Source organism: Shimia isoporae (genome assembly GCF_004346865.1).
Classification (GTDB): domain Bacteria; phylum Pseudomonadota; class Alphaproteobacteria; order Rhodobacterales; family Rhodobacteraceae; genus Shimia; species Shimia isoporae.
In genome coordinates this window covers 1,323,130-1,345,726 of sequence record NZ_SMGR01000001.1, presented here as the reverse complement: position 1 = coordinate 1,345,726, position 22,597 = coordinate 1,323,130, and the positions used below count along the sequence as shown (strand labels likewise).

The following is a 22,597-nucleotide window of genomic DNA, read 5'->3' as shown; positions in this document are numbered from 1 at the left end:
GCCAGGCCGCGGGCCGGTTCACACAAATGCGTCGGGCATGGATGCCTTTTTCTCGGCCACATAGGCACGAAGGCGAGCCTCGATTTCTGGGTCAAGTGCGGGTTGCTCATAGGCCGCCAGCAACTCGGCAACGCGCGCCGATGCCAAGGCTTGAGTGTCCCGCGATCCTTCGTCCGCCCAGGTTTCAAAGGGTTTGTAGTCGAGCAACTCCGACCGCCAGAATGCGTCTTTGAAGTTCTCCTGCGTGTGCGCGCACCCAAGATAGTGTCCGCCCGGCCCCACTTCGCGCACCGCATCCATCGCCTGCGCGTTTTCATCATAGGCCACGCCCTGCGCCATTTTGTGCAGCGTACCCAGCTGATCCGCATCCATAACGAACTTTTCAAAGCTGGACACAAGCCCGCCTTCGAGCCAGCCACAGCTATGCAGCATAAAGTTCACACCACCGAGCAGCGCCGCATTGTGCGTGTGCGCGGTTTCATATGCTGCCTGTGCATCCGGCAACTTGGAGCCGCAAAGCCCCCCACCGGACCGGAACGGAAGCCCCATACGGCGCGCCAACTGACCTGCGCCATAAAGGATTTGACTTGCTTCCGGCGTGCCAAACGTCGGCGCTCCAGAGTTCATGTCGATAGAAGTCACGAAAGCGCCGAAAATGACCGGCGCCCCGGGACGCACGATCTGGCTGTAGGCGATACCGGCCAGAACTTCGGCAAGAACTTGCGTCAGCGTACCAGCAACAGACACCGGAGCCATCGCTCCACCGACAATGAACGGCGACACGATGCAGGCCTGATTGTTTTTGGCATAGACCTCAAGTGCCCCCATCATGATGTCGTCAAACGTCATCGGCGAGTTGATGTTGATGAGCGAAGTCATAACCGTGTTTTCCTGCACGAATTCCTTGCCAAACAGGATTTCGCACATCTCCACGCTGTCTTGCGCTCGGCTGGGTTCGGTCACAGACCCCATGAATGGCTTGTCAGACAGGGTCATGTGCGCGAGCAGCATGTCCAGATGGCGCTTGTTCACCGCCACATCGGTCGGCTCGCAAACGGTTCCGCCAGAGTGATGCAGCCACTTGGACATATACCCCAACTTCACGAACTTTTCGAAGTCGTCCATCGTGGCATATCGGCGCCCGCCCTCGGCGTCGCGCACAAACGGCGGTCCATACACAGGGGCGCACACCAGAGTGTTGCCTCCGATTTCCACAGTCTTTTCAGGGTTCCGTGCATGCTGGATGATCTTGCTCGGTGCCGTTTTGCAAAGCTCGCGCGCCATTCCGCGCGGGATGCGCACGCGCTCCGCCTGATAGTCGACTTCGGCACCAGCTTCTTTCCAGCGGTCCAGCGCAGCTTTGTTGTTCACAAAGTTGACGCCAACTTCCTCAAGGAGAATTTCCGCGTTCGCCTCGATCACCTGCAACGCTTCCTCGTTGAGGATTTCATAAAGCGGGATGTTGCGCTCAATGAATTTGGCAGTCTCGATTTTCACACCGGTCCGCGCTGCGCGTCGCGCTGCACCGCCACCACCCCGTCCCCGACGGCGAGTCGCTGCTTCAGCCATGGTTCGTCCTTCCAAAGCGTTGTCTTGATCCAAGTTGCAGCAAGATTTAGCCCGCCCGGACCACGCGCCACCGCGCAACAACGTCCTTTGGCGCATAAATGCGACATTGGCAGCGACGTAATCTGGTTCCGCGATCGTGGACTACGATTATTCACTTCCAAAGCCACCGCCGCGTGCGTTCTCACGCCGGCCGTGCGCACGCCCGGACCCGATGAGAGCTCCGCAGACGCGACCCATAGCTCAAAAAAGACAGCAAAGGCGCAGCGAACCCACTCAGCCCTTGCGCCAAAGCGCGCCATGGCCTAATGCCCGCGCATGACCCAGACATCCCACGACCGCCTTCTCATCATTGACTTCGGCAGCCAGGTCACACAGCTGATCGCCCGTCGCCTGCGCGAGCTGAACGTCTACTGCGAAATTCACCCATATCAGAACGTCGACATGGACTTCGTGCGTGCCTATGCGCCAAAGGCCGTGATCTTCTCTGGTGGTCCGGACAGCGTGACCCGTGAAGGCTCACCGCGTGCGCCACAAGAGATCTTTGACTACGGCGTCCCGATCCTCGGCATCTGCTACGGTCAGCAGACCATGATGACCCAGTTGGGCGGCAAAGTCGAAAGTGGCCACGGCACCGCCGAGTTCGGCCGCGCCTATGTGACCCCCAAAGACGGCTTGGATATTCTGGACGGCTGGTTTGCCGACGGTGACGAGCAAGTCTGGATGAGTCACGGCGACCATGTCTCTGAAATTGCACCAGGTTTTGAGGTCTACGGCACCTCGCCCAACGCGCCTTATGCCATCACCGCCGACACTTCTCGTCACTTTTACGCGGTGCAGTTCCACCCCGAAGTGCACCACACGCCGAATGGCGCAAAGCTCTATGAGAACTTTGTGAAACTGGCAGGTTTCAAGGGCGATTGGACCATGGGCGCCTACCGCGCCGAAATGGTCGAGAAAATCAAATCCCAGGTTGGTGACAAGAATGTCATCTGCGCACTCTCTGGCGGCGTGGACAGCTCTGTTGCCGCGGCCCTCTTGCACGAAGCCATTGGCGATCAGCTCACCTGTGTGTTTGTGGACCACGGCCTTCTGCGCAAGAACGAAGCGGACGAAGTGGTCGGCATGTTCCGCGACCACATGAACCTGCAAGTCATCCACGCGGATGAAACCGAACTCTTCCTTGGCGAACTGGAAGGTCAATCCGACCCCGAAACCAAGCGCAAGATCATCGGCAAGCTCTTCATCGACGTGTTCCAGAAATATGCGGACCAGATCGAAGGCGCCGAATTCCTCGCCCAGGGTACGCTCTATCCGGACGTAATCGAATCCGTATCGTTCTCTGGCGGCCCCTCCGTGACCATCAAGAGCCACCACAACGTGGGTGGCCTGCCTGAGAAAATGGGTCTCAAGCTGGTCGAACCGCTGCGCGAACTCTTCAAAGACGAAGTCCGCGCCTTGGGACACGAACTGGGCCTGCCCGCACATTTCATCGGCCGCCACCCCTTCCCGGGACCAGGCCTTGCCATTCGCTGCCCTGGCGAGATCACCCGCGAGAAACTGGAAATTCTGCGGGAAGCGGACGCGATCTACATCGACCAGATTCGCAAGCACGGTCTTTACGATGACATCTGGCAAGCCTTTGTGGCCATCCTGCCGGTACGGACTGTCGGCGTTATGGGAGACGGTCGCACCTATGATTATGCCTGCGCCCTACGTGCAGTCACGTCGGTCGATGGCATGACCGCCGACTACTATCCGTTCAGCCACGAATTCCTCGGCGAAACTGCGACGCGCATTATCAACGAGGTCAAAGGCATCAACCGGTGTACCTATGACATCACTTCGAAACCTCCGGGAACAATCGAGTGGGAATAAACCGCGTCGCCAATTTGCGAACGGACAGAAATTTGGAGCGCCGCCTTAAAAGGGCGGCGTTTTTCTTTGGTCCTGCCTTCTCAGACCACATCTCTTGCCTCTCCTCGACGCGCGTGCTCTTGTGCGCGGCAGTTGGCGACCACGTGCGAACAACCGTCGACAAAGCCGGAAACCTCAAGTTCAAAGACCACTCGAATGAGCCCCACGATCAAAGCAGCGCTCTGGATGACCGGCGCCATCGCCTCTTTCACGTCTATGGCGATTGCCGGACGGGCCGTCTCCAACGAACTCGACACCTTCGAGATCATGATGTACCGCAGCCTCGTCGGTGTCGTTATTGTCATCACCGTGGCAACCCTGTCGGGCACCATTTCACAGGTGAGCCGACAAAACCTCGGCCTGCATTTCATTCGTAATATCAGTCACTTTACAGGTCAGAACCTTTGGTTCTACGCCATTACGGTTATTCCTCTTGCGCAAGTATTCGCGCTGGAATTCACCTCTCCGATCTGGGCAATTCTTCTTGCCCCGTTGATCCTTGGTGAACGCCTGCGTCCCATCGGCTTACTGGCAGCGCTTGTCGGTTTCATCGGCATCCTGATCGTCGCACGTCCAACTCCAGAGACCGTCAACGTGGGGCAGCTTACCGCGCTTCTTGCAGCCATCGGATTCGCCCTGACGGCTCTCTTTACGCGAAAACTCACCCGCACAGAGTCCATCACGTCGATCCTGTTCTACCTGACTGTGATGCAGGCCATATTCGGCGTGATTTTCGCGGGATTTGATGGCGACATCGCTCTTCCGTCCGCGGCAACCGCACCTTGGCTGGTGCTCATCGCCTGCGCCGGACTTGTCGCGCATTTCTGCATGACCACCGCCCTGAGCCTCGCGCCAGCCGCTGTTGTCATGCCAATCGACTTTGTTCGCCTGCCATTGATCGCGGTTGTTGGCGCAGTGCTTTACAACGAAGCCATCGACATCTTTGTTGTCATCGGCGCAGCTTTAATCTTCGGCGGCAACTATCTGAATATCATAACAGAAAGCCGTTCCAAGCGCGCTGAAAAAGTCTGAGGCAGCATCTTTTGTCAAGAAACGGGTCGCCTTAGGGTCCTGTCTCTGTTTCTGTGCGCGCATGTCAGATCAAAAGTCCCTCTCTTCGCAAGCCTGGCTGGAACTGTTGCTGCTCGCCGCTATCTGGGGCGGGATTTTTCTGGCCAATCGCATCGCGTTGAATGAAATTCCGGTTTTCACTCTCGTGGCGCATCGGGTGTTCTGGGCTGCCCTGATTTTGTGGGTGGTCGTCGTATGGCGCCGACTTCCCATTCCGGTCCAGCCTTCGGTCTGGCTGGCATTCCTTGTCATGGGATTGCTCAACAACATCATTCCCTTCAGCCTGCTGAACTGGGCCCAATTGACCATCGAGTCCGGTTTGACCTCGATTTTCAACGCCACAACAGCAATTTTCGGCGTCCTTGTCGCAGCGATCCTTTTGCCCGACGAGCGTCTGTCCGCGCGCAAGGCGATCGGCGTTTCTATCGGCTTTATTGGTGTTGCGACGGCAATCGGGCTCAACAATCTCGCGGACCTGAACCCGCGCAGCCTCGCCCAGCTGGCAGCTGTCGGCGCAACGCTTTCTTATGCCTTCGCTGGCGTCTGGGCGCGAAAGCAACTGCAAGGACAGCCTCCGCAAATCGCGGCTGCAGGCATGTTGACCGGCGCCTCACTCGTGGCCATCCCTCTGGCTCATTGGCTCGAAGGACCGATCTCTTTCAATCTTCAACCAGCGACGTGGAGCGCCATCACCTATTGCGCGACCATAGCGACGGCCGGCGCGTATCTATTGTACTACCGCGTGCTCGATATGGCGGGCAGCGGCAACTTGATGTTGGTTACGCTCCTGATCCCGCCTTTCGCAATTGTTCTCGGTGCCGTGTTTCTTGGAGAATCCCTCGCTCCCCGCGCCTACTTCGGCTTTGGCCTGCTTGCCGTAGGCCTACTTGTTCTGGATGGTCGTCTCAAATTGCGAAAATTAGTTCATTTTTCGAATTAAAATCCGGCATTTAGTTCAAAGTAATCCGTTAATAAATCCCTTGGAGATCTGGCGTACTCCAGCCTGAATACCGGCTACTAATTCCGGATATTCCATTTTATTTCAGCGCACTAACGGAATTTCGTCTGCCGAGGTAAAACCGAAAGCAGCCCAAAAGCCCGAAACTCTGCTTGTCTGTGTCTCCCTCCCTCCGGCACAAATCCGCTCACTTCTGTCCAGTGGCTAAAATGAGAGTCGTATTGGCGGCGACGTCCAGATTGCGGTTAACGCCCGATCAACCATTTTTGCAGAAAACTCCGCTCACCCTCACGACTTCGATCCACTCACATTTGGGACAGTGAAAATGAAAAAGGCATTCTTGGGCGCGTCCGTGTTGACGTTCGCCGCAAGCGCCGCTTTTGCCGGCGGCATCGATCGCTCTGGCCAAGGCGTCAACATCCTCTTCGAAGAAGGCGACTTTGCACAGTTCTCCTTTGCCGCAATCAGCCCTAGCGTCAGCGGCGATGGCGTCTTTGGACCATTGGATGATGTTGCAAAGCACTACAACACCCCGTCTCTCGGATACAAACACTCGGTGAACGAAAACATCGACATCGCTTTCATCTATGACCACCCGTTTGGCGCACACGTGTACTATCCGACGATTGGTGGTTCTGGCGCCGACATCAGCAGCGAGGCCTACACAGGTATCCTGCGGTACAAGTTCGACAATGGTGTCAGCGTTTATGCAGGAGCCCGCGCCGCAAAGGTCGGCGGAAACATCCTGTCGACGCCCGGCTATCTCGAAGCCGACAGCAACCACGGTTTCGGCGGCCTTGTCGGTGTCAGCTATGAAAAGCCCGAAATCGCAATGCGTGTGGCTTTGACATACAACACCGGCATCACCACCGACTTCGAAGGTTTCTATGTGGATCCGACCGCGTCTGTGCACGCACGCGCCTTCGACGTTGAATTCCCCGAAAGCGTCAACCTCGACTTCCAGACGGGTATCGCCAAAGACACATTGATTTTCGGCACGGTTCGCTGGGTCGGCTGGGATGGCTTTAACCTGACGACCGAAGACGGCATTGAATGGGTCAGCTTTGACGACGACACCGTAACCTACAGCGTGGGCATCGGTCGCCAGATCAACAGCAAACTGTCTCTGGCGCTGTCAGCCGGTTATGAAAAGGCATCCTCCAAGGAAACCACCACATTGCTGGCTCCGACCGCAGGTTCAAGCAGTATTGGCATTGCTGCGACCTACCAAATCAACGAGTCCCTCTCCATCTCCGGTGGCCTGAACTACATCTGGCTGGGCGATACTTATTTCGGCGCCCCAGGCTTTGTTGACTTCAAAGACAACACAGCAATTGGGGCCGGTGTTCGCATCGGCATGCGCTTCTGATCCTCGTCAGATTCCCGATTTGAACGGCCCGCCTCGCGCGGGCCGTTTGCATTTTGAGTGCAGTTTTTCACCGTTGCGCATCCCGAACGCAAAAACGCGCCAACAAATTCCGCAAGGCAAAATTTGTGTTCAAATATCTGTTTTGAAATGAAAATTCGCGGCGGGTACACTCTTCGCTTACGTTTAGTCACTCCGGACCCTGACCCAAAGTCAATATTGCCCGACGCAAAATTGCGAATCTATGTTCCGTCACGCAATAAAAATACCGAGCCGCCGAATGTGGCTCACAGGGAGGAAATATGCGCAATACACTACTGGGTGCCGCGACTCTGTCGCTGGCAAGCGGCGCAGCTTTGGCTGGTGGTCTTGACCGCTCAGGTCAGGGCATCAACTTGATTTTCGAAGAAGGTCAGGTCCTGCAATTCGCCTATTCTTATGCTGACCCGAGTCTGTCTGGAACGTACTTCGGCATTGATTCCGGCGACATCGGCAAAGGCTATGGCTTGCCCCAACTGGGCTTCAAAACAGCTCTCTCCGACACTCTGGACTTCGCGCTGATCTACGACCAACCCTTTGGTGCGCACGTAGAGTATGCCCCGACATATCCGCTCAGCGTGCCTGCCATCCCGGGAATCGGCCTTCCTGACCAGCTACGAGCGGATGCGTCCACACAAGCACTGACTGCGATCCTGCGCCACAAGTTTGATACCGGCTTTAGCCTTTACGGTGGTCTGCGTGTCCAGCGTGCACAGGCAGAGGTCGATATCCCCGCATTGGCCTACACAATGAACTCCGACAAGGCGACAGATCTCGGCTATCTTGTCGGTGCGGCGTGGGAAAAGCCCGAAATCGCGGCGCGAATCTCGCTGACATATAACTCCGCGATCAAACAGTCGCTGACGCTCAATGAAGGTGGCGCAACAGGCACTCACATCAGCGAAATCGAAACACCGCAGTCGCTCAATCTGGACTTTCAGACCGGCGTCGCAGCCAACACTCTGGTTTTCGGCTCGGTACGCTGGGTGGACTGGAGCGAGTTCTCCCTGAGCTCGCCAAATTACCTAGGCGGCACAATCGTATCCTTCGCAAACGACTCGATCACCTACAACCTCGGTGTCGGCCATCGTTTTTCCGACGCGTTTTCCGGCGCGATCTCGCTCGGCTACGAGAAAAGCAATGGCGGCACCGTCTCTGATCTTGGGCCGTCCGACGGATACTTCAGTGTCGGTATTGGCGGCACTTACACGGTCGACAAAGCGCAAATCTCCTTCGGAATTCGTCGTATCCTGATGGGCGACGCGGTAACCAATGCCGGCGCAATTTTCGAAGACAACAACGCATGGGCTGCGGGCATTCAAGTCACCTATGCGCTGAATTAAGCCGATCGGGAGAGCGCCGATTGCGCTCTCCCCTCCTCCGCTCCATAAGGCAAAGGCCGGCCTCACTCTCCGGCGTTTCGAAATCTACCGATTGCCTGCGCGTTCCGTTTTTTTGCGGTTCTTGCGCGATGGAGTATTTGACGTGAAATTGGTTCGCCTCTTCACAGGCCTATGCCTTGCCGCCTTGACCGGCTTTCCCGCGACTGCACTGGATCGCCCTGTTTTGAAGGGCACGGCCAGCGTCATTGATGGCGACACCATCGAAATTCGCGGGCAACGTCTAAGATTACACGGCATCGACGCTCCGGAAAGCGGCCAACTCTGTCACGATGCAAACAATGATCCATGGCGTTGCGGCAAAGAAGCTGCCTTTGCTCTCTCCGACAAAATCGGACGTCGTCCTGTGTCCTGCAACTTGATCGATCAGGACCGCTACGGTCGTTGGATCGCGATTTGCGAGCAAAACGGCAAGACTCTGAATGCCTGGTTGGTCCGCGAAGGTTGGGCGATTGCCTACACGCGCTTTTCAGACGACTACGTACGAGAAGAACGGGCCGCAAGACGCGCGAAACGCGGAATCTGGCAAGGCAGCTTTGTCGCGCCCGAAGACTGGCGCCGCGGTACGCGGTTGCCGCCTAAAACCAAACCCGCGAATTGCAATATCAAAGGCAATATCAATAGCAAAGGTGATCGCATCTACCACGTTCCGGGCGGTAAATGGTACGATCGCACAACGGTCAATACCTCAAAAGGTCAACGATGGTTTTGCTCCGAGGCGGAAGCGCGGGCAGCAGGTTGGCGCAAATCCAAAAGCTGATACCGACGTTTTGCAGTCGCAATACCGACGCTTTGCAGCACGCACATTTCAATAGCATTTGACCCGCCTCCCCCCGCCCGTTACCACCTTTGGGAACGAGTTAGGGACCGCTGACATGATCTATCAAAGCGCGCAGGACTGGCGCGACGCCACTCAGAAAAAAGTGCTTCTGTTCGGAATGTCCGGCCTTGGAAAAACGCACATATCCAATGCGTTACGCGCCAGCGGCGACTGGTTTCACTATTCAGTGGATTACCGTATCGGCACCCGCTACATGGGCGAGCACATCACCGATAACGCCAAGCGCGAAGCGATGAAGGTGCCCTTCCTTCGTGAACTTTTGATGAGCGACAGCATCTATATCGGCTCCAACATCACCTTCAACAACCTCGCCCCACTCAGCACCTATCTCGGCAAACCGGGGGACGCCGCAAAAGGCGGCTTGCCGTTTGCGGAGTACCAGCGCCGTCAGGACCAGCATACGGCGGCGGAAATCGCCGCTCTGCTGGATACCAAATCCTTTATCGACCGCGCGCACGACCTCTATGGTTACGACCATTTTGTATGCGACACGGGCGGCTCCATATGTGAAGTTGTAAATCCCGACGATCCATCCGATCCAGTTTTGTCGCTACTCGCGAACAGCACTCTCATGGTTTGGATCAAAGGCAACGAGGCCCATACCGAAGAACTCGTCCGCCGATTTGATCGTGCACCTAAACCTATGTGTTACCAGCCAGAATTCCTTTTGGCCGCTTGGAATGAGTATCTGGCTGAAACCGGTGATTCAGAAGACAAGGTCGACCCCGACGCATTTGTACGGTGGACGTATGCCCGTGCACTCGCGCATCGCCAACCACGTTACGCCGCCATGGCAAAACAAGGCATCACGGTCTCTGCCGAAGATGTTGCGCGCGTCGAAACAGATGACGACTTTGTTGCGTTGATCTCCCAAACCCTTGAGGCCACGACTTGAAGCGCCTAACTATGGCCCTCACGCCGACAACGAACTACCCGAAGGAACCCTGAGCCATGCCTATCAAGATCCCGTCAGACCTGCCCGCCTTTGACGTGCTCACGCACGAAGGCGTAATGGTCATGGCCGAGGATCAAGCGGCCCGTCAGGACATCCGCCCCCTGCGCATCGGGCTTCTGAACCTGATGCCAAAGAAAATCCAGACTGAGAACCAGTTTGCGCGTTTGATCGGTGCCACCCCGCTGCAAATCGAATTGTCGCTGATCCGCATGAGCGAACACAAAACGCGCAACACCGCAGCCGAACACATGGCGGAGTTCTATCGCCCCTTTCAGGACGTTAAGGCGTCCGGCGAAAAGTTCGATGGCCTTATCATTACGGGTGCGCCGATCGAACACCTCCAGTTTGAGGACGTGACCTATTGGGAAGAACTTTGCGATGTCTTCGATTGGACACGCACCAATGTTCACTCCACGTTTGGCGTCTGTTGGGGGGGCATGGCGATGATCAACTATTTCCATGGCGTCAAAAAACACATCCTGGACCACAAGGCTTTTGGCTGTTTCCGGCACCGGAATCTGGCGCATGCATCGCCGTTTTTGCGTGGTTTTTCAGACGATTGCGTCATTCCCGTGAGCCGCTGGACGGAGATGCGCCAAGAGGAAATCGACGCGGTTCCGCAATTGCGCACATTGCTGTCGAGTGAAGACGTCGGCCCTTGTCTTGTAGAGCACCCGGAAACCAGATCTCTTTTTATTTTCAATCACTTCGAGTACGATTCTGATACGCTGAAGCAGGAATACGACCGCGACGTTGCCGAAGGCACACCCATCAACGTGCCGACAAACTACTATCCGGACGACGACCCATCCAACCCGCCGCAAAATCGCTGGCGCAGCCACGCGCATCTGCTTTATGGCAACTGGATTTCGGAGATCTATCAAACGACACCATTTGATATGTCCCGCATCGGTTACGAAACCACCGATTTGCGCGCACACGACGAAGACTGACCCTCACGTCACGTCAAAACATCGAAAACCGTTGCCCGACCGTAGGATCACACAGAATAGTTGTGAAAATCGGTTGGGAGACGAAGATGTTGAAATGGATCGGGTTATCACTTTTGACCCTGTTGATTGCGAGTGTTGTTGCAACACTCTGGAAAGTCGAACAGCGCAAGGCCACAGCCAAAAGCGATTTTCCCCCCGATGGCGAATTCACGGAAGTTGACGGACATCCCGTCCACTATGTTTCGATGGGTGCAGCGGACAGGCCAGCGGTCGTTCTCTTACACGGGGCGTCCGGAAATACCCGTGATTTCACCTTCGACCTGGCGCGACGTCTGGCCTCAGATTATCGTGTTGTTGTCTTTGACCGACCCGGTCTGGGACACACACCGGCTCTCGCACCAAATGGCGTGACGATCTCGGATCAAGCGGCTTTACTTTCAAAAGCGTCGGCAAATATTGGTGTTTTAAATCCGATAGTTGCGGGGCAAAGCTTCGGTGGTGCCGTGACAATGGCTTGGGCTGTCAATCATCCGGACAACATCGCCGCTGCGGTTTCGATCGCGGGTGCGACCTACCCATGGGAGGGCGGCTTTAGCGGCTTCTATGCCCGGTTGGCCGACCCGTGGAAAGGCCCTGTCGTGGCACGCCTGATTTCCGCGTGGGCCAGCGAAGACTACGTCGCGGACTCCATTGCTGGAATCTTTGCCCCTCAACCCGCGCCTGACGGGTATGCGGCGTATGTCGGTGTGCCATTGGTGTTGCGCCCCTCTTCACTGCTGGCCAACGCCCAGCAACGGCACGAGCTTCGCCCTCAATTGGCAGCGCTTGCACCGCAATACAAAAATCTCACATTGCCTGTCGAAATCGTCCATGGGGACAAAGACACCACTGTCGGGATCAATGTGCATTCGACGCGAATGGTGGAAGACATTCCGGGTGCGAACCTCGTCGCATTGGAGGGCATCGGACACATGCCGCACCATACCAACCCAGAAGATGTGATCGCCGCAATCGACAGGGCAGCAGTCCGCGCCGGATTGCGCTAATCTGTCTTGAAGGCCATATTGGCAAAAACAGGAGAGGTTTCATGGACTTGCCATTCGACGGCGCTATAAGCGGCTATTTCGAGAATGAAGCACCTGCCGACGTGCGGGACGCAATCCGCAAAGGCGGCAAAAAAGATATCCTGAGCGAAACCTACCCCCATTCTTCGCGGCTTGGGGGAAAATCCTACGAGTCCGACATCGCTGCCCTCCAAATCGAACTGGTCAAGATGCAGCATTGGGTCAAGGAAACCGGACAGCGCATTGCGATGGTTTTCGAAGGCAGAGACGCCGCAGGCAAAGGGGGTACAATCAAGCGGTTCCGCGAAAATCTGAACCCCCGTGGTGCACGCGTGGTCGCATTATCCAAACCGACAGAGGACGAAAGCACCCAATGGTACTTCCAGCGATACATCGATCATCTGCCATCCGGCGGAGAAATCGTTTTCTACGATCGCAGCTGGTACAACCGCGGCGTCGTTGAGAAGGTCTTCGGGTTTTGCGACGATGACCAACGGTCAAAATTTTTTAATCAAGTCGGGCCCTTGGAAAACACCCTCGTCGAAGAAGGGATCCACTTCTTCAAATTCTGGCTCAATGTCGGGCGCGCGGAACAACTCAGGCGCTTCTTGTCACGTGAAAACGACCCGCTTAAACAATGGAAACTCAGCTGGATCGACGTGGAAGGACTTAGACGCTGGGACGCCTATTCCGAAGCCATTCGCGAAACCCTCGACCGGACCCATAGTGACATAGCACCTTGGACAATCGTGCGCTCCGACGACAAACGCCGGGCGCGTCTAAACGCAATCCGCACCGTGCTGCATAGCCTTGACTATGATCGCAAAGACGTTGAAGCCATTGGGAAAATCGACACAGCGGTCTGTGGAGGCCCAGACATCTGGAATGGGTAAGCGCGGCTATCATCACGGCAACCTGCGTCAGGCGCTGGTCGAAGCTGCTCTCAGTCTGATCGAGGCCAAGGGACCGTCGGGTTTCACCTTGTCCGAGGCGGCAAAAACTGCGGGCGTAACACCCGCAGCGGTTTACCGGCATTTCGAGGGGCGCGACGACCTTATCGCCGAGGCCGCACGCCAAGGTTATGAAATCTTCGCCGACGTCATGCAATATGCCTACGAAAAGGGCCAACCTTCTGCGCTCGCTTCTTTCGAGGCCACCGGTCGCGCTTACCTCGCGTTTGCGAGGAAATATCCTGGCCATTACATTGCCATGTTCGAAAGCGGAATTTCTGTGAACCGGACACCGGAACTGGCCGCTGTCGCCGCCCGCGCTCGCGGTGTTATGGAACAGGCTGCAGGTGATCTTTCGCAACACATCCCCCCGGAGAAACGACCGCCCGCGTCCATGTTTTCTGCACACATCTGGGCTATGAGCCACGGCGTTGTTGAACTCTACGCCCGCAATTCGCCCGGCACGCAAAGCCCATTCGCGCCCGAGGACCTGCTTGAAAGCGGCATCGGCGTTTACCTCCGTGGGTTAGGTCTTATTGGCAATGACAGATGATCCCGCGCTTGCTGTCGGATAATGTGCATGCGGTATTGCTCAGGTATTTTGGCCGCGCGAAAGCGGACCGCTTGTATATCTTCTACTATCGCTTTTCTGGCCTCATTTTTTCCGCGCTAATTCTTATAGCCGGTGGTGTCGCCTTCATCGCACTCTATGAACCGACGCACTACAAAGCACAAAACAAACTTTTGGTACCGGTGCAGTTCATTTATCAGCACGCGTCCGATACCGGGCAGGCTCGTGTTTATGCGACTTTCGAACTTCCTGACGGAAATTCCCGGACGGTTTCAACGCAAAGTCTGGCAATCGCCGCCAGCACGCTTGAATCCATCTGCGTGTTTCGACTGAGCTCGGTAGATGGTAAGGAACGGTACCGATGGGTTCCCCTTTCCGATTGCGACCACACTTCCTATTGAAATGCCAGCGCGACCCAGATGTGCAGTCCGATGAGCGGCACCAACATCGCAGAAAACCCGATGTGTAACGCAAGCCAGATCAAATAGATCCAATTTTGCCGGTACCGCAGAACATCACGATTGAGCACGGCCGTAAACGCGACCAAGAAAAACACAACGCTCAACGTGGTCATCCAAACATGGCCGAACCTCACTGCATGCAAGGCGAATACATAGGTCATGCCCACGCCGACCCAGCGGTGGCTTTTCAGCACTTCGCGGGCCCGTGATGAATCTCGCGTTACGCGCTTGAAAAACAAGAGCCATTGGTAGCCATATCCAGTGACCAGTAACGCCCCCGTCACCACTTGAAATTCGAAGCCACCCAATGCCGACAACACATTGGTCTGCCACTCCCGAGAAATAACGACCGCCGCCAATGACAGTGCCATAAGGATCAGAAATGCGTAGGGCGCGCGGCGCGCGGTGTTCACTATGAGGCGCATTTTCCGACATCCCCCAATCCATCAACAGGCAACATCGCCTCAACAAGTTGCGCCGCCGCAGCTGCCCTGACCTCCGCCAGGAAAACATCTGCATCAGGCAAAGTGCGCCGCCCTTCTTTTGGCCAGTTCTCTCCAACACCAACCGGCAGTTCGAACCCCGTGGTCTTGTCCAAATATAGTTGATACGCCTCCTGAACGCTTACAAATGTAGCCTCTAGCGCGCTGAAATAACTATTAAGATTCAAAGTTTTATCTGGATAGGTCCATGTCGTCGCGCCCATGACATCGCCCAACTTCCAGTCTGTTTTCGGGCTGTCTTCGTGATCGTTGTGGCAGTCCACACATGGCGCCACCCCTGCGACATCCGGATACATACCCACATTCCCGGCAACAGCCGAAAGTAAGAAAACAGGCGTCCGCTTGGTTTTAACTTCTTCAAAACTGACCAGTTGCTCCGGCGTAAACAAATTGGATTTATTGATGGGGGCATCTGATCCAAGATAAAGGCCAAGTGGCGGGGGCTTGGTTTCCAAGCGCGCTGCAGTCAACCGCAGAAACAGAGCCGGCAAAGGCCCCTTTTCAACGGTTGGTTCCTGCCAGTCTTCGCCGAATGCGAGTCCCGCTAGCTTTCCGCCACCTACAACACGTTTCGTGTATATGGATCGTGCTGCATCGTTGATGGCGTTTACTCCGTCAAACAGTGATTGGACCTCAAACTGACAATCATCAATCGCTGTTACAGACCTGTCCGGCAGTGGTGCCGGCGCTGTGGCAAACAAGTAGACCATGATGCTGCCAAACATCCCTGCCAGAATAATCTTGATCATTCGCCGCCCTCTCTTCCCTTGAAAAGTTTCGGAAGCGGATAAGGGCTTGGACCCGCCTGCAAGTATAGCAGCACCGCCTCCGCCGGTATCGCGGCCTCTAACAGCGTTGGCGCCTGATGTTTGTGGTTCCCGTGGAAGTCATGACATCCCAAGCAAGTTTGCCACTCCAGATTGGCAATCAAGGTTTCATGGTTCACGTCAAGTGGGTCGGATTTCAGTTTCAAATCCTCATGACACGCCTGACAAAACAGCAAATCGATCGAGGCCCTGTGATTGGTATGTTCCGAATGACATCCCAGACAACTGGTGGCTTCGACTAGCGCCAGAGAAGCCTGAAATCGCGGTTCCTGGAACCGATAGATCGGATGACGCTCGTTCGGACGCTCGTGGCAAGCCAAACACGCCTTGGATGTCACCGCGCTGAATCCGAAATCCACGGGCGTTTCTCGCAACCCCAAAAGAAAGTGCAGCTTGCCTTGGACCTGCTGGCGAGCTGTTCCCGGGCTGGGCTGGTGGCATGCCTCGCACTGAATGCTCTCATGGCTTGCTTGGATTGGCCCGTGGGCCATGATTGGCATGGCAATGGGATCGGTCATGACCACGGCAGCAGCCAAAAACATCGGTAACCCAGCAAACACAGCGGCGATCCGGACCTGTCGTGCGGTGGGAGCTTTCATGACTGGCTCCGCTCAATCTCTAAATCAAAGGCTTTAACAGGGGCAGTTTTTGGCCAAATGCTTAACAGACCGTTAATTGCAGTGTCCGGCACAACGAAAAAAGGCCGCGCAGAACGCGCGGCCTTTTGAAATTCTTTGTTCGTCTGAAGCTTAACGCTTGGAGAACTGGAAAGAACGACGTGCTTTGCGCTTACCGTACTTCTTACGTTCAACAACACGGCTGTCGCGTGTCAGGAAGCCGGCGGCTTTCAGCGGCGCGCGCAGGGACGGTTCATAAAGCTGCAGAGCTTTGGAGATACCGTGCTTTACTGCACCGGCCTGACCGGTCAGACCACCACCTTTAACGGTGGCGTATACGTCAAATTCACCTTCGACGCCGGCAACCTGGAACGGTTGACGCAGGATCAGCTGCAGAACCGGACGCGCAAAATACTTGTCCTGATCTTTGCCGTTCACGACGACCTTACCGGAACCCGGTTTGATCCAAACGCGGGCAACAGCGTCTTTACGTTTACCGGTCGCATAGGAGCGGCCCAGTTCGTCACGTACCGGCTCACGCGGCGCGGCTTCGACTACGACAGCTTCTTCACCGGCAACGGCGTTCAGCTCTTCAAGCGAGTTGATTTGATCAGCCATGGATTAGCTCCGGGTGTTCTTGCTGTTCATGGACTTCACGTCCAGCACTTCAGGGGCCTGTGCTTCGTGCGGGTGCTCGGCACCGGCATAAACGCGCAGGTTGGTCATTTGCTTGCGGGACAGGCGGTTGCCCGGCAGCATGCGCTGAACAGCTTTGGTCACAACGCGCTCTGGGTGCGCGCCTTCCAGGATCTGTTCCGCAGTGCGGTGCTTGATGCCGCCCGGGTGGCCGGTGTGCCAGTAGTATTTCTTGTCCGTGCGTTTCTTGCCGGTCATCTGGACTTTGTCCGCGTTGATCACGATGACGTTGTCACCCATGTCCATGTGCGGGGTAAAGGACGCCTTGTGCTTGCCGCGCAGGCGCATGGCGACGATCGATGCGAGACGGCCCAGCACCACGCCTTCGGCGTCGATGATGATCCACTTCTTCTCGATGTCTGCCGGAGTAGCAGAGAAGGTTTTCATGTCAGGTCTTCCATGATTGGTTGACAGATGCGACGACGTACCGACGCATCAAAATGCGATGGGCAGGTTATAAAGCAGCCAATTGTCACGTCAAGCGCCACAACTTCAAAATAATCAAATGATTTCAATGTCTTGAAAAATAGGTATCATTTTACCCCACTAATATTCGGCGTGATAATGCGGTTTCGACAGCAAATCAGACATCAACTCCAACGCCGTCCGCAGTTCTGGCTCTGCTACATCCGACGGCAAAGCGATACGCACCGCATTCGGAGCCTGCCCGTCGGAAAGAACGTACTCGTCAGCGGATTTGATCCTGATCCCCTCCGCATCACAGGCTCGAACAAATGTTGATCCCCGCCAGCCCTGTGGCAGACGCAACCAGATAAACGGCAGATCTGGGCGCCAACGTATGTCCCAACTGCCAAGTACATTCACGGCAAGCTGTACACGCGACCTGATGGATTTTAGAACCTGCTCCCTGATCCTCTCCGCCTGTCCCGTAAGTATTAGTTCCGCACAGATATCAAGGATCGGCTGTGCCAAACCGTAAAAGTTGGATTGCGCCACATGCCTCGCGGTCTGAGCCCGCCCTTCCGGCGCAACCAGATACCCGAACCGTAACGCAGCCGAGACCGACTTCGTCAACGAACCGATGTACCACGCTCTGTCCGGACAGAGCGCGCGATAAGACGGCGTATCAGCTGTGCCAATCGCGTGGCAATCATCCTCGATGATCTGCAAGTTGTAGTGCCGCGCGAGTTCTGCAATTTCCTGCCGTCTTTCCAACGGAGTCTGGATCGTCGTCGGGCTGTGCGCCTGCGCCGACGTCACCAGAACCTGTCCGCCATGTCGACGCAAAGCGTCTTCCAGCAAATCCGGGCGCAGCCCATGCTGATCCTGTTCCACGCCAATGACCTCTGCCCTCAGCAGGCGTCCGGCATGCCGGACCCCGGGAAAAGTGACCGCCTCCGTAAGAACAGTCGGTGCATTTCCGTGCAAACAACATTGAAGAGCTATAACCGATGCATTCTGCGCGCCCATTGCCAGAACCACGTCGTCTGCACCAAACCTTCCTGCCAAGTCTGATCCCACCCAGTTGACCACGGCCTGACGTGCCAAAAGGTCAGTGGCAGAAGTGGCGCAACCGACATAAGGCGTGTGGCATCCCTTGGACAGTATGCCGAGGACATTGCGAATAATACGGTCCTGACCGACATCCGGCACGCGCACCGGGCGAAGATCCAGATCTTCGCTTTGGCTGATCGGCAACAATGGGTCTGACACCAGATCAGGTTCGGAACGGGTGTTGGCGACAAATGTTCCACGCCCAACTGTGGTCTCCAGCAGTCCTTCTTCCACAGCCATCTTGTACGCACGAGCCACCGTCCCTGGCGTGATCCCTAACTGCCACGCCAACTCCCTCACCGGTGGAAGCTTTTCCCCAATCGGAAGCTGTCCGTTGCGGACGGCTCCACGCAGTGATTGTATCAATACAATGTACTTTGGACCCGTGGATTTCTCAAAATCAGGCGGCCAAATTGTATCAATCACAATATTTCCCTCGCAATCATGGTGACATAGACATACACCCACTTTGTAACAAATTTGAGGTTTGTATCAATACAATATTGGAGACGCCCATGACTATGACCACAACCAATCTGCAATCTCTGACAAACCGCAATGCAAACGCTCAACTTCCTGTTGCTGCGCGTCTGGCACTGTCTTTTGCTGCAATGGTCACGGAATGGGATCAACGCGTTCGCACGCGCCGTGCACTCTCCAAGCTTTCCGAGGATCATTTGTGGGATGTCGGCCTTACTGTCGATGACGCCCGACTGGAGGCCCAGAAAAAGATGTGGCGGATCTGATCCCCGTCAGACGCCTCTTCCACTGGGCCGGGTCAATCCCGGCCCTTTTTCGTCAGTGCCCCTCAATTGTAACGACGTTTCAAATCCCAAAGTAGACCGGCACTCAGGACAGATGGGCCCGGTGCAGAACGCACGTCGCCTGCCCGCAAAGCCTGCGAAACCCAGCTGTTGCACGTTTGAAAAAGATGATAGGCGCCACGGCCTTGATAAAATCGGCTGACGCCGTAAAGCCCAGGCCCGAGCGGCACGTCGGTCGCAGCACCTGATTCAATAAAGGCAAGCATCTGGACAAGCGCATCATCCGTCACTGGAATTTCCACTCCGTCGGAATGAGAAAACACCGCAAACGGCGTTCCCGAACCGGTTGATATGTGCATCACACTGTCACTTGGCCACAAAAGCGCCTTGGCACCAATCGCCAGTGTAACGTTTTCATAAGCAGGCACTTCGAAGTAGAAACCCGTATCCCCCCACCCGAATTCAAACCAATCTGCTTCGGGAAATTGGGCCAGCCAGACCTGCGAACGCGCGCCCTCGAATTTACTCAGGCTACTTCGCGCAATCACCAAACCCGCGTGGTAGCCATGATCAAACACCCAAATTGGCGTGCCTTGGTCACGGTCGAACCCATCGTCCGCACCAAAAGCCACAAATCTGCTGGCAACAACCAACGTCACAATCAGCGCAATCAAGCGCGCCAAGCTCATTTTGGTGGGATCGAATAGGTCATGTTGGCGCGCGCCACCGGCGCGTCGCTGCCTTCCGAATAAATCAGGATACTGGTCACAGATAGCGTTCGTCCAAGCTTCAGAAGCGTTGCGTGCGCGATAAGATCTTTTCCTGCCTCGGGTTTGCGCATGAAGTCCATCGAACACCCCGTTGTCACGGTCAGCGCCTCTTTCCCAATCCGCGCCAATGTCGCCACATAGGCCGATACATCCGCCAAACCAAACATGCTTGGTCCGGATACTGTGCCGCCAGGCCGCAAGTGGCGCTCCGCCACCTTTAATCGCATGACCGTATTCACGCCGTCGATGCTCTCGATCACAAAATCATCCCGCACCTGCGGAAACACCCGTTCGAGAAACTCCGTCAAATCTTCTTTGGTCATCACGGCTTGCATGCTTTTCCTCTCCTCTTCCCACGGCTAAGGTTGCGCCAAAGGCATGGGAGGGCAAGATGGGAAATCTGGAACGTCGCGACGCAAATGCGGTCGCCTATCTGACAATGAACGCCCCAGAGCGTCTCAACGCATTGTCAGATGAAATGCTTGCCGAGTTGCAATCCGCGTTTGATGAAATTGCTCGAGACCAATCTGTCCGTACTGTGGTGCTCTCCGGCGAAGGCAAAGCTTTTTGCGCAGGGCACGACCTGAAGCAAATGACACAGGGCCGTCAAGCGGAGGACGGTGGCAAGGCCTACTTCAAAGCCCTTTTTACCCGTTGTGCCACAATGATGCAGACCATTCAGCGCATGCCTCAGCCGGTCATTGCACAAGTTCATGGCATTGCGACCGCTGCAGGATGCCAGCTCGTTGCCACATGCGACATGGCCGTGGCTGCCGACAACACCCGGTTTGGCGTCAATGGCGTCAACATCGGTCTGTTTTGCTCCACGCCAATGGTTGCCCTTTCGCGCAATATTCCGAGAAAACAGGCCTTCGAAATGCTCACGACCGGCGCCTTCATTGACGCTCACCGCGCATGCGGACTCGGTTTGATCAATCGGGTCGTTCCCGCCGACTCGCTCGCACAATCTACAACTGAACTGGCAGAAACGGTGGCTGGCAAACTCGGCGCTGCGGTCAAAATCGGAAAGCAGGCTTTCTACGAGCAACTCCAGAAACCATTGGACGAGGCCTATGACTACACGGGCGATGTCATGGTTCAGAACATGCTCTGGCGCGACACCGAAGAAGGCATTGCTGCCTTTCTTGAGAAACGCCCACCCGAGTGGTCAGATCAGTAAAATTTGCGGTGATATTGCCGCAAATACCTGTTTCTTAACGGATATATCGGCCAATCGCCGCGTGCTAGCCTTTCCTCATGTCTACGGCAATCCCTCGCGCCGGAAACATGGATCGCCAACAATCCCTCGTCCCTCTTCGGGGTCACTCTCTCTGATCCCACCTCGGGATGTTGGCGATCTTCCCAAAATTTCCAACCACATGTGATCATCGGCCTCTTCCCAATTGCCGCGCGCTCCCCTATCTCCGCCTTCATGACACAGACATTGCATATCGTGGGCGGCGGCATGGCCGGGTCCGAGGCCGCATGGCAGGCCGCCAACATGGGTGTTTCGGTGGTAATCCACGAAATGCGCCCCAAGGTCGAAACTTTCGCCCACCGCACGGGCCACCTCGCCGAAATGGTGTGTTCCAATTCATTCCGATCTGACGACCACGAACAGAACGCCGTCGGTTTGTTGCATTGGGAAATGCGTGCGGCAAACGGTCTAATCATGGCAATGGCGGACAAACACCGGCTACCTGCCGGTGGTGCGTTGGCTGTCGACCGCGACCCCTTTGCCGAATCCGTGACCGAAACGCTTATGTCTCACCCGAATGTATCTGTCGAATATGGCGAAATCACCGATCTGCCGGCTGAAGGACACTGGATCTTTGCAACCGGTCCGCTCACATCCACAGCACTCGGCGCCGCTATCCAAGCCGAGACAGGTGCAGACAGGCTCGCTTTTTTTGATGCCATAGCCCCGATTGTTTATGCCGATAGCATCGACATGGACATCGCATGGCTTCAATCGCGTTATGACAAGGGCGAAACGGAAGAAGAGCAAAAGGCCTATCTGAATTGCCCGATGAACAAGGAGCAATATGAGGCCTTCATTGATGCTCTCCTGTCCGCCGACAAAACCGAGTTCCACGAAGGTGAAACGGCTGGCTATTTCGATGGCTGCCTACCAATCGAGGTCATGGCGGAACGGGGCCGCGAAACCCTGCGCCATGGTCCAATGAAACCTGTCGGCCTCACAAATGCACACAATCCCGATGACAAGGCTTATGCAGTTGTGCAATTGCGCCGCGACAATGCGCTGGGAACCCTGCTGAATATCGTCGGCTTCCAGACCAAAATGAAATACGGCGCCCAAACCGAGGTATTCCGGATGATCCCCGGACTTGAAAACGCCAACTTTGCGCGTTTGGGGGGTATCCACCGCAACACGTTCATCAATTCACCGACACTTCTGGACGACCAGATGCGCTTGAAATCTCGCCCCAACATCCGATTTGCCGGACAGGTGACAGGGGTCGAAGGCTACGTTGAGAGCGCGGCCATGGGTCTTCTGGCGGGGCGACTGGCCGCCGCCGAAATTCTTGGCAACGAGCTGGATACAGCTCCGCTGAACACCGCCATGGGCGCACTCGTTCATCACATTACAGGTGGTGCTGAGGCCAAAACCTTCCAGCCGATGAATGTAAACTTCGGTTTGTTCCAGCCCGTCGATGGCCTTAAGGGTGGCCGCCGCGGACGCAAGGACCGCTACAAGGCCTACACCGATCGAGCCAAAGCGGAGTGGCAAACCTGGCTCGACAAACAAAGCTGACTGGACGCAAAGCAGGT

The 22,597-nt window shown here is 55.9% G+C and carries 24 protein-coding genes; 15 read left to right on the top strand and 9 right to left on the bottom strand.

Annotated features, from left to right (window positions below):
* Positions 1 to 18 precede the first annotated feature (18 nt).
* Positions 19 to 1,569 (bottom strand): trimethylamine methyltransferase family protein, encoded by a 1,551-nt coding sequence (locus tag BXY66_RS06595; RefSeq protein WP_132859353.1) that lies wholly within the window; start codon positions 1,567 to 1,569, stop codon positions 19 to 21.
* 315 nt (positions 1,570 to 1,884) lie between these two features.
* Between BXY66_RS06595 and guaA the strand changes: the two genes are divergently transcribed.
* The 12 genes from guaA to BXY66_RS06535 all read left to right on the top strand — a co-directional run bounded on the left by guaA (position 1,885) and on the right by BXY66_RS06535 (position 14,052).
* Entirely contained in the window at positions 1,885 to 3,444 is a 1,560-nt protein-coding gene (gene guaA / locus BXY66_RS06590) for a glutamine-hydrolyzing GMP synthase (RefSeq protein ID WP_132859352.1), read from the top strand.
* A gap of 195 nt (positions 3,445 to 3,639) precedes the next feature.
* Positions 3,640 to 4,515 carry a DMT family transporter gene (locus BXY66_RS06585; RefSeq protein WP_132859351.1) on the top strand — a complete coding sequence of 292 codons (876 nt, stop codon included), beginning with the start codon at positions 3,640 to 3,642 and terminating at the stop codon, positions 4,513 to 4,515.
* A 61-nt stretch (positions 4,516 to 4,576) separates the two neighbouring features.
* The gene (locus tag BXY66_RS06580) at positions 4,577 to 5,494 is read left to right on the top strand and encodes a DMT family transporter (protein WP_132859350.1); all 918 of its coding nucleotides are present in this window, start codon (positions 4,577 to 4,579) and stop codon (positions 5,492 to 5,494) included.
* Positions 5,495 to 5,837: 343 nt separating this feature from the next.
* The gene (locus tag BXY66_RS06575) at positions 5,838 to 6,881 is read left to right on the top strand and encodes an outer membrane protein transport protein (RefSeq protein ID WP_132859349.1); all 1,044 of its coding nucleotides are present in this window, start codon (positions 5,838 to 5,840) and stop codon (positions 6,879 to 6,881) included.
* Positions 6,882 to 7,180: 299 nt separating this feature from the next.
* Positions 7,181 to 8,260 carry a transporter gene (locus BXY66_RS06570; protein ID WP_132859348.1) on the top strand — a complete coding sequence of 360 codons (1,080 nt, stop codon included), beginning with the start codon at positions 7,181 to 7,183 and terminating at the stop codon, positions 8,258 to 8,260.
* 142 nt (positions 8,261 to 8,402) lie between these two features.
* Complete coding sequence (locus BXY66_RS06565) at positions 8,403 to 9,077, top strand: thermonuclease family protein (protein WP_243694311.1); 675 nt, start codon at positions 8,403 to 8,405, stop codon at positions 9,075 to 9,077.
* A gap of 115 nt (positions 9,078 to 9,192) precedes the next feature.
* The gene (locus BXY66_RS06560; RefSeq protein WP_132859347.1) at positions 9,193 to 10,053 is read left to right on the top strand and encodes an ATPase; all 861 of its coding nucleotides are present in this window, start codon (positions 9,193 to 9,195) and stop codon (positions 10,051 to 10,053) included.
* Positions 10,054 to 10,109: 56 nt separating this feature from the next.
* Positions 10,110 to 11,066, top strand: coding sequence for a homoserine O-acetyltransferase MetA (metA, locus tag BXY66_RS06555; protein ID WP_132859346.1), 957 nt, complete (start codon positions 10,110 to 10,112; stop codon positions 11,064 to 11,066).
* 86 nt (positions 11,067 to 11,152) lie between these two features.
* Complete coding sequence (locus tag BXY66_RS06550) at positions 11,153 to 12,112, top strand: alpha/beta fold hydrolase (protein WP_132859345.1); 960 nt, start codon at positions 11,153 to 11,155, stop codon at positions 12,110 to 12,112.
* A 41-nt stretch (positions 12,113 to 12,153) separates the two neighbouring features.
* A complete protein-coding gene (gene ppk2 / locus BXY66_RS06545; protein ID WP_132859344.1) occupies positions 12,154 to 13,023 on the top strand; it encodes a polyphosphate kinase 2 in 870 nt (289 codons plus the stop codon).
* The gene (locus BXY66_RS06540) at positions 13,016 to 13,633 is read left to right on the top strand and encodes a TetR/AcrR family transcriptional regulator (RefSeq protein WP_132859343.1); all 618 of its coding nucleotides are present in this window, start codon (positions 13,016 to 13,018) and stop codon (positions 13,631 to 13,633) included. The genes ppk2 and BXY66_RS06540 overlap by 8 nt, the downstream gene beginning before the upstream one ends.
* The gene (locus BXY66_RS06535; protein ID WP_132859342.1) at positions 13,630 to 14,052 is read left to right on the top strand and encodes a hypothetical protein; all 423 of its coding nucleotides are present in this window, start codon (positions 13,630 to 13,632) and stop codon (positions 14,050 to 14,052) included. Before BXY66_RS06540 ends, BXY66_RS06535 begins: the two co-directional genes overlap by 4 nt.
* On the opposite strand, the gene BXY66_RS06530 is transcribed toward BXY66_RS06535, so the two are convergent.
* From BXY66_RS06530 to BXY66_RS06505, 6 genes are all read right to left on the bottom strand, one after another.
* The gene (locus BXY66_RS06530) at positions 14,046 to 14,537 is read right to left on the bottom strand and encodes a hypothetical protein (protein WP_132859341.1); all 492 of its coding nucleotides are present in this window, start codon (positions 14,535 to 14,537) and stop codon (positions 14,046 to 14,048) included. The genes BXY66_RS06535 and BXY66_RS06530 overlap by 7 nt on opposite strands.
* On the bottom strand, positions 14,525 to 15,364 hold the full coding sequence (locus tag BXY66_RS06525) for a c-type heme family protein (protein ID WP_132859340.1): 840 nt from the start codon (positions 15,362 to 15,364) through the stop codon (positions 14,525 to 14,527). Before BXY66_RS06525 ends, BXY66_RS06530 begins: the two co-directional genes overlap by 13 nt.
* Positions 15,361 to 16,041, bottom strand: a complete 681-nt coding sequence (locus BXY66_RS06520) for a cytochrome c3 family protein (protein ID WP_132859339.1) — start codon at positions 16,039 to 16,041, stop codon at positions 15,361 to 15,363. The genes BXY66_RS06525 and BXY66_RS06520 overlap by 4 nt, the downstream gene beginning before the upstream one ends.
* Before the next feature lie 150 nt (positions 16,042 to 16,191).
* Complete coding sequence (gene rpsI / locus BXY66_RS06515) at positions 16,192 to 16,677, bottom strand: 30S ribosomal protein S9 (protein WP_132859338.1); 486 nt, start codon at positions 16,675 to 16,677, stop codon at positions 16,192 to 16,194.
* A gap of 3 nt (positions 16,678 to 16,680) precedes the next feature.
* On the bottom strand, positions 16,681 to 17,142 hold the full coding sequence (rplM, locus tag BXY66_RS06510) for a 50S ribosomal protein L13 (protein WP_132859337.1): 462 nt from the start codon (positions 17,140 to 17,142) through the stop codon (positions 16,681 to 16,683).
* 159 nt (positions 17,143 to 17,301) lie between these two features.
* Positions 17,302 to 18,696 carry an aminotransferase-like domain-containing protein gene (locus BXY66_RS06505; protein WP_243694310.1) on the bottom strand — a complete coding sequence of 465 codons (1,395 nt, stop codon included), beginning with the start codon at positions 18,694 to 18,696 and terminating at the stop codon, positions 17,302 to 17,304.
* Positions 18,697 to 18,785: 89 nt separating this feature from the next.
* On the opposite strand from BXY66_RS06505, the gene BXY66_RS06500 reads away from it, so the two are divergent.
* On the top strand, positions 18,786 to 19,016 hold the full coding sequence (locus BXY66_RS06500; RefSeq protein ID WP_132859336.1) for a DUF1127 domain-containing protein: 231 nt from the start codon (positions 18,786 to 18,788) through the stop codon (positions 19,014 to 19,016).
* A 62-nt stretch (positions 19,017 to 19,078) separates the two neighbouring features.
* Here the strand turns inward: BXY66_RS06500 and BXY66_RS06495 are convergent, their stop codons facing one another.
* Together BXY66_RS06495 and BXY66_RS06490 are read right to left on the bottom strand one after the other, a co-directional pair.
* Positions 19,079 to 19,723 carry a DUF2459 domain-containing protein gene (locus BXY66_RS06495; protein ID WP_132859335.1) on the bottom strand — a complete coding sequence of 215 codons (645 nt, stop codon included), beginning with the start codon at positions 19,721 to 19,723 and terminating at the stop codon, positions 19,079 to 19,081.
* A complete protein-coding gene (locus BXY66_RS06490) occupies positions 19,720 to 20,139 on the bottom strand; it encodes a PaaI family thioesterase (RefSeq protein WP_132859334.1) in 420 nt (139 codons plus the stop codon). Before BXY66_RS06490 ends, BXY66_RS06495 begins: the two co-directional genes overlap by 4 nt.
* Positions 20,140 to 20,195: 56 nt before the next feature.
* Between BXY66_RS06490 and BXY66_RS06485 the strand changes: the two genes are divergently transcribed.
* Together BXY66_RS06485 and trmFO are read left to right on the top strand one after the other, a co-directional pair.
* Positions 20,196 to 20,984, top strand: coding sequence for an enoyl-CoA hydratase (locus BXY66_RS06485; RefSeq protein ID WP_132859333.1), 789 nt, complete (start codon positions 20,196 to 20,198; stop codon positions 20,982 to 20,984).
* A gap of 252 nt (positions 20,985 to 21,236) precedes the next feature.
* Positions 21,237 to 22,580 (top strand): methylenetetrahydrofolate--tRNA-(uracil(54)-C(5))-methyltransferase (FADH(2)-oxidizing) TrmFO, encoded by a 1,344-nt coding sequence (gene trmFO, locus BXY66_RS06480; RefSeq protein ID WP_132859332.1) that lies wholly within the window; start codon positions 21,237 to 21,239, stop codon positions 22,578 to 22,580.
* The last annotated feature ends 17 nt before the right edge of the window (positions 22,581 to 22,597 follow it).

Coding starts and splice junctions, on each gene's coding strand:
- BXY66_RS06560 (WP_132859347.1), top strand. CDS start 9,193: ATGATCTATCAAAGCGCGCAGGACTGGCGCGACGCCACTCAGAAAAAA.
- BXY66_RS06495 (WP_132859335.1), bottom strand. CDS start 19,723: ATGAGCTTGGCGCGCTTGATTGCGCTGATTGTGACGTTGGTTGTTGCC.
- BXY66_RS06485 (WP_132859333.1), top strand. CDS start 20,196: ATGGGAAATCTGGAACGTCGCGACGCAAATGCGGTCGCCTATCTGACA.
- trmFO (WP_132859332.1), top strand. CDS start 21,237: ATGACACAGACATTGCATATCGTGGGCGGCGGCATGGCCGGGTCCGAG.
- BXY66_RS06540 (WP_132859343.1), top strand. CDS start 13,016: ATGGGTAAGCGCGGCTATCATCACGGCAACCTGCGTCAGGCGCTGGTC.
- BXY66_RS06570 (WP_132859348.1), top strand. CDS start 7,181: ATGCGCAATACACTACTGGGTGCCGCGACTCTGTCGCTGGCAAGCGGC.
- BXY66_RS06585 (WP_132859351.1), top strand. CDS start 3,640: ATGAGCCCCACGATCAAAGCAGCGCTCTGGATGACCGGCGCCATCGCC.
- BXY66_RS06490 (WP_132859334.1), bottom strand. CDS start 20,139: ATGCAAGCCGTGATGACCAAAGAAGATTTGACGGAGTTTCTCGAACGG.
- BXY66_RS06530 (WP_132859341.1), bottom strand. CDS start 14,537: ATGCGCCTCATAGTGAACACCGCGCGCCGCGCGCCCTACGCATTTCTG.
- BXY66_RS06580 (WP_132859350.1), top strand. CDS start 4,577: ATGTCAGATCAAAAGTCCCTCTCTTCGCAAGCCTGGCTGGAACTGTTG.
- rpsI (WP_132859338.1), bottom strand. CDS start 16,677: ATGGCTGATCAAATCAACTCGCTTGAAGAGCTGAACGCCGTTGCCGGT.
- ppk2 (WP_132859344.1), top strand. CDS start 12,154: ATGGACTTGCCATTCGACGGCGCTATAAGCGGCTATTTCGAGAATGAA.
- BXY66_RS06535 (WP_132859342.1), top strand. CDS start 13,630: ATGATCCCGCGCTTGCTGTCGGATAATGTGCATGCGGTATTGCTCAGG.
- BXY66_RS06500 (WP_132859336.1), top strand. CDS start 18,786: ATGACTATGACCACAACCAATCTGCAATCTCTGACAAACCGCAATGCA.
- rplM (WP_132859337.1), bottom strand. CDS start 17,142: ATGAAAACCTTCTCTGCTACTCCGGCAGACATCGAGAAGAAGTGGATC.
- BXY66_RS06575 (WP_132859349.1), top strand. CDS start 5,838: ATGAAAAAGGCATTCTTGGGCGCGTCCGTGTTGACGTTCGCCGCAAGC.
- BXY66_RS06525 (WP_132859340.1), bottom strand. CDS start 15,364: ATGATCAAGATTATTCTGGCAGGGATGTTTGGCAGCATCATGGTCTAC.
- guaA (WP_132859352.1), top strand. CDS start 1,885: ATGACCCAGACATCCCACGACCGCCTTCTCATCATTGACTTCGGCAGC.
- metA (WP_132859346.1), top strand. CDS start 10,110: ATGCCTATCAAGATCCCGTCAGACCTGCCCGCCTTTGACGTGCTCACG.
- BXY66_RS06520 (WP_132859339.1), bottom strand. CDS start 16,041: ATGAAAGCTCCCACCGCACGACAGGTCCGGATCGCCGCTGTGTTTGCT.
- BXY66_RS06595 (WP_132859353.1), bottom strand. CDS start 1,569: ATGGCTGAAGCAGCGACTCGCCGTCGGGGACGGGGTGGTGGCGGTGCA.
- BXY66_RS06550 (WP_132859345.1), top strand. CDS start 11,153: ATGTTGAAATGGATCGGGTTATCACTTTTGACCCTGTTGATTGCGAGT.